2 protein-coding genes are annotated in these 6,056 nt (G+C 37.0%); both read left to right on the top strand.

The genetic code is table 11. From position 1 onward, the window contains the following. Positions 1-2,414: 2,414 nt before the first annotated feature. Positions 2,415-3,902 carry a polyphosphate:AMP phosphotransferase gene (pap, locus tag AFK68_RS14610; protein WP_094673437.1) on the top strand — a complete coding sequence of 496 codons (1,488 nt, stop codon included), beginning with the start codon at positions 2,415-2,417 and terminating at the stop codon, positions 3,900-3,902. A 213-nt stretch (positions 3,903-4,115) separates the two neighbouring features. Then, positions 4,116-4,997 (top strand): YdcF family protein, encoded by an 882-nt coding sequence (locus AFK68_RS14615; protein ID WP_246844197.1) that lies wholly within the window; start codon positions 4,116-4,118, stop codon positions 4,995-4,997. Positions 4,998-6,056 lie beyond the last annotated feature (1,059 nt).

Genomic DNA, 6,056 nt, shown 5'->3' on the forward strand with positions numbered 1-6,056 from the left:
TGTGTTCCTTGACCGTTATTAATACTTTAGCTAGTTTATTTCGGTTTGTAAAGGGTTTTAATAATATTGTTTTTGAAGTTATCTATAAGTTTTTTTTATTCTTTGTGATTTTTCTAAAGATTCACTTAACACAATATAATTTTACTGTCAATATCTATAGCGCTACACGCTAGGGAATAGGGAATAGGGAATAGTAAACTGTCAAATGGTTTTCCTAGGTCATGCTGCGCAAACAGGATTTAGAAATGTCAAGAGCCTTAATAAGTAGCGCTATACTTAATTTTAATCATCATCTTTCATATTGCTCAATTGGCACATTTAAAACTCTTCCTTTGTTTGGTAGTGCTTCAAGGAAGTGTGGGAAGTCTGGGAAGACGTCCGAAAGTAGGAAGACTTCCAAAAGTAGGAGGAATAATTGTAGCTGTATCTTTAAATTATGCAAGTCTGCCAGCCGTCCTAACTTTTTAGTCTTAAAGGCTGAAAAATTTGCACTTTTTTCGCTCCCATGTGGGCGCTTAACCTTGATATATCAGTGCTTTGGAATTATATTGGCCAGCCATATTTACTTATCCCACACTTTGCTGATGCACTACCCTTTGTTTCTAGGCATTTTTATTTTCCCCCTCTTAGCCCACATCCCTTTACTGGCGCTCTTACCGAAAAATTACATACATCGTTACAACCAAAACACAGTAGGGGCGATTCATGTTTGCGGAGCATTCCGTAGAAAATCGCCCCTACTGTGGTCTACCGAAATGAAAACCGCTGTAAAATATAAAGCCTCTCAATGTAATGAACAAAAAAGAAAAAAATCCTCTGAGCAAATCCTCTTGTTGATCGGAAAAGGTAATTATTAATTATTTAATTATTGAACCATCTTTATTCCAAGGAACTGTATATATCTAGCCATGTCGCTCGAATAGGTAGGGAATAATTTTATCAAGCAAAAAAATTGAGTTACTCATAGCAGTAGGCGTTACTGGTAGGTAATTCCCATTAATTTGGCTCCGAAATCTGAAGCAAGCCTGCCGAAAAAATCAACTTGGCGCGATTAATAGACTCCTGTTCTTCTTCAGTCGCTGGTCTGAACTCGTGCCCAGTAAATGCGCCAGCAGCGTACATATGTTGAACATGAACAAATCCCTTCGGTTTGGCTGGGTGTTGCCATTCTGGGTTAGCTTTGCACGAACGACTACAGGTGTAGTAATTGCAAGGAACAACCTTTGATTTTCTTACTGTTTGAGTCCTTCCACATCCAGGACAAGAAACGGTTACTCTCTCTGCGGCTTTATATTTTGCCATGAGGGTCTATATGTTTTACACTTTGATTGTACTACCAAATGGTATCACCATGGCAAGGGAGCGACGGTTAAATATTCGCTTCATTAATTGATAATTGATAATGGATAATTGATAATTACCTCTCCCTAAAACGGATAGGATTGAATAAAAGGAAATTTTTTTTGTTTCTCCACGGTGAGTGAGAGGCTTTAAACCTTAATTATTCGGTAACTGACAAAGAGTGGGAAGGGTTAAAGGCTTACGCATGCAAAAAATGACTGAGCATGGCAGAGGTTATTCGTTTTTCCGAATAATTAATAATTAAATAATTCGCGCCTTGAAGCCTCCCCTTGGATAGGGGAAAAAAGCGGTCGTTTGCGGAGCATTCCGTAGGAAAGCGTCCCGGAGGGAACGGTCTCCCGAAGAGTGCAGAGCCACTGCCTCTTCCAGAGGAGCTGCGCTAACGTTAACGCCATATCCAATCGACCAAGAGAAGAAATAATATTTCCTTATATTCAATTCTGTAACGGTTTTAACTAGAGGTAATTATCCATTATCCATTAGAGACTGGAGAGTAAAATAATTCTTAAGAGACCAAAGGAGTGACTAAAATCTAAAAGCGGTAATACTTCAAGGGATTGAAAGAAGGTAGATAGAGAAGTATTNTCAATTCTGTAACGGTTTTAACTAGAGGTAATTATCCATTATCCATTAGAGACTGGAGAGTAAAATAATTCTTAAGAGACCAAAGGAGTGACTAAAATCTAAAAGCGGTAATACTTCAAGGGATTGAAAGAAGGTAGATAGAGAAGTATTCAGTACATATATTCCTGATTAAGGGGACAAATATTTGCCCTTGTATTTCTTCCTCCCTATTCCCTATTCCCTATCTCCTTTTTATATTTCCTGATACATTCAATCTCTTATCCATTAATGAAATACAGTCTCTGTCTGAGGGCGATAGATAGTGAGTTCATCTCGGCACTGTTGTATTTCTCACCTACGGCATTGGTCAGGCAATGTAGCTAGACTCACACACCCCTGATATCGACACTCACCCTATCGGTTAGAGTGTAGGGCTTCCAGTCTAATAGCTAAAAGACCTATATATTTATAACAAAATATAACTGAATATGTTAAATACTCTAAATTTAGATGTTGGCCTTGATAAAGATGCCTATAAAATACAGTTAGAAGGACTGATGCGACAGTTAAGATCGCTACAGAAAGCTTGTTGGCAAAACAAATTACCTATGCTGATAGTTTTAGAAGGTTGGGCTGCAGCAGGTAAGGGCGCTTTAGTTAAACAAATAGTAGGATATATGGACCCACGGGGTTTTGTTGTCCATCCAATTTGGCCGACTACAAAACAAGAGCAACAATATCCTTTTCTGTGGAGGTTTTGGCAAAAAATTCCTAGAGCAGGACAAATATCCCTATTTTATCATAGTTGGTACACCCACGTCCTAGAAGACCGATTGTTGAAAAGTGTGTCAGAAGCAGATGTACCAATAATTATGCGACAAATCAATGCTTTTGAACGTCAGATGGTCGATAATGGGGCGGCGATCGCCAAATTCTGGATTCATTTGGGCAAAAAAGAACTGAAGAAGCGCTTAAAACAAACTGCAGACGACCCTTTAAGAGCTTGGCGAGTTAGAAGTCAAGACTGGCAACAAGCGAAAAATTATGAAAAATATACTGCCTTTGCGGAGGAAATGCTAATTCATACTAGCACAGGATTTGCTCCCTGGACTTTAGTTGAAGGAAACTGTCAACGTTGGGCAAGAGTTAAAGTCTTGACAGAAATTGTCTCAATACTAACTCAAGCTTTAGACCAAATGCATATTAGGGCGCCACGACCAAATAATCCTCTTCAAGAACAACTCAAACCTACCGAACGAGATTTTTTGGCTCAAGTAGATTTGACCCAATGCTTTTCTCCGAAACAGTATAAAAAGTCATTAAACCAGCAGCAAGAACTTTTGAGTAAACTGCAATTGGAAATATACAAGCATCAACTACCTGTTTTAATCTTATTTGAAGGGTGGGATGCTGCTGGTAAAGGTGGGGCAATTAAGCGGTTGACCGATAACTTGGACCCTCGTAGTTATATAGTTAATGCTTTTGCTGCACCAACAGAGGAGGAAAAAGCCTATCATTATCTTTGGCGTTTCTGGAAAAAGTTGCCAGAAGCAGGAAAAATTGGTATTTTTGACCGCAGTTGGTATGGTCGAGTATTAGTGGAGCGAGTGGAAAGATTTGCCACAGAGTCAGAATGGCAGTGTGCTTATCGGGAAATTAATGAGTTTGAGGAACAATTGACCACTGCAGGTTATGTTTTGGTTAAGTTTTGGTTACATATTAGTCAGGAAGAACAGCTCAGGCGGTTCACTGAGAGACAAAACGACCAATTTAAGCAGTATAAACTTACTGAAGAAGATTGGCGCAATAGAGAAAAGTGGCAAGTTTATGAAGTAGCTGTAAATCAAATGATTCAGCGTACAAGTACGCCAACTGCTCCTTGGACTTTAATTGCGGGTGATAATAAACGTTATGCTCGTGTTAAAGTAATCCAAACAGTCACAGAAGCAATTAATTATCAACTGAAGTATAGATAAAATAATTTGACTTTTATTTTTATATATGGGAAATGGTGCATCAACTCACTTAATTGATGCAGCTAATAATCCAAATTTTCTCAGGACAGAAATCAAAAAATTATGCTGATCATTTTAACCAGAATAGTATTTTGCATACTATTAATTTGTATTACTCTATCACTCTGGAAAAGCTGTGGTGATGATAAGAGGAACTTAATTTATAAGTTATTGATGGTATTTTCAATTATTTTGTTGATACTAGCTTTTTATGCACCAGATAGTCCGATAGGTGCTGCTGTTTTTAGGTTTCTAGCTTTTGCATTTAAACCCCTTGGTTTTTCGATTATATTGTTAGTTTATGCGACTACTCTAATATCGGGTGGGGACATAAAAGGTCCAGCACCAACCCTGATTATTACAGCCTTGATAGTTCTGATAATTACTAGCGCACCAGTATTTGCTGTATGGGCAGCTCAAGAAGCAGAAGAAGATGCAATAGAGGTTGTTTCTGTTTCAGCTTGCTGTGATGAAAAAGCAGATGCAATTGTTTTATTAGGTCAAGGAACAACTCAACCAATAATACCTGATAGAATACAAGTTCAGCTAACAAAAACTGCAGAGCGAATTATCCATGCTGCTGAATTATATAAAAAAGGTTTAGCTCCTTACATTATTGTTAGTGCTGGTCCAAGAATTGGAGCAGATTTTGATCTTAATAAAGTTGAAGCTCAAGATATCAGAAGGGTTTTAGGTTTATTGGGTGTTCCAAGAGGTGCTATTATTATTGAACCAAATGGCTCGACAGTACATGAAAGTGCTGTTGAAACTCGTGAAATATTAGATGAAAGAGGTTTAGAACCTACAGTTATTCTTGTTACTTCTGCGATTCAAATTCGTCGTGCTAGTTTAACTTTCACTGACTTAGGTATGAGGACTATTCCTGCTCCTACAGACTTTAATACTGTAAATCCTTATGAAGATTCTTCCTATCGTTTTGTACTAGCAGATTTTCTGCCTAATGCAGAAGCACTTTTACTAACTACTGAAGTTTGGGAAGAATATTTAGCATTGTTTTACTATTTCCTACGAGGTTGGTTAGCTCCTGGTTTCTAAATAACCATTTTTTTTCTTTCATATAATTTAGTTTATGCCCTACTCAAAAAACTTTTTGAGAGAGGGGCATTTTTATTTTATTGAAAGTTGTGTATCTCTCTAATACAAAATTCATAAATGTTTGCTACATCTTCTTGAGAGGTGGGAGTAGGTTTTTTAGGGATAAGACCAATTACCATGCATTAATGCTATACTTCAGCTTGACTTCAGAAGTCAAATAGTTACCAAGATCCAAAGTCTGTTGCGTGACAATTATTAGTCGGTTAGTATATGTAGTGCTGTGTCAAGCCTTAAATGTTACTTGATAAAAATGCTAGGATGCTGATTTTCAAAGCTTTTACTTAAAAATCTAATACACCATTTTAAGCTTGAGGCGCTAGTAGGTTTTTTCTACTTTTAACCTCTCCCCCCACCTCCCACACTTCTCACACTTCCCCAATCAATTATCTATAGCATTCTTTTTGAGAAATGGTATAAGATATCTTTGTAGTTTGCCCACGAATAGCTAAAAAAATTTCTCTTACTTATTTATAGCAATCCTATTTTATTCATGTCAAAAATCTTGCCACTTTTTAGGAATAGGTTTGGAGGCAATGGTTAATGGGTAAGGATTTCGGAGTTTATTTCTAGTTTTTGAATTGTTACAACCTATTTAATATGTAGTGCTGTGTCAAGCCTTAAATGTTACTTGATAAAAATGCTAGGATGCTGATTTTCAAAGCTTTTACTTAAAAATCTAATACACCATTTTAAGCTTGAGGCGCTAGTAGGTTTTTTCTACTTTTAACCTCTCCCCCCACCTCCCACACTTCTCACACTTCCCCAATCAATTATCTATAGCATTCTTTTTGAGAAATGGTATAAGATATCTTTGTAGTTTGCCCACGAATAGCTAAAAAAATTTCTCTTACTTATTTATAGCAATCCTATTTTATTCATGTCAAAAATCTTGCCACTTTTTAGGAATAGGTTTGGAGGCAATGGTTAATGGGTAAGGATTTCGGAGTTTATTTCTAGTTTTTGAATTGTTACAACCTATTTAGTATTGCTATATTACTT

This window comes from Hydrocoleum sp. CS-953 (assembly GCF_002260545.1).
In the GTDB taxonomy this organism is placed as follows: domain Bacteria; phylum Cyanobacteriota; class Cyanobacteriia; order Cyanobacteriales; family Microcoleaceae; genus Trichodesmium.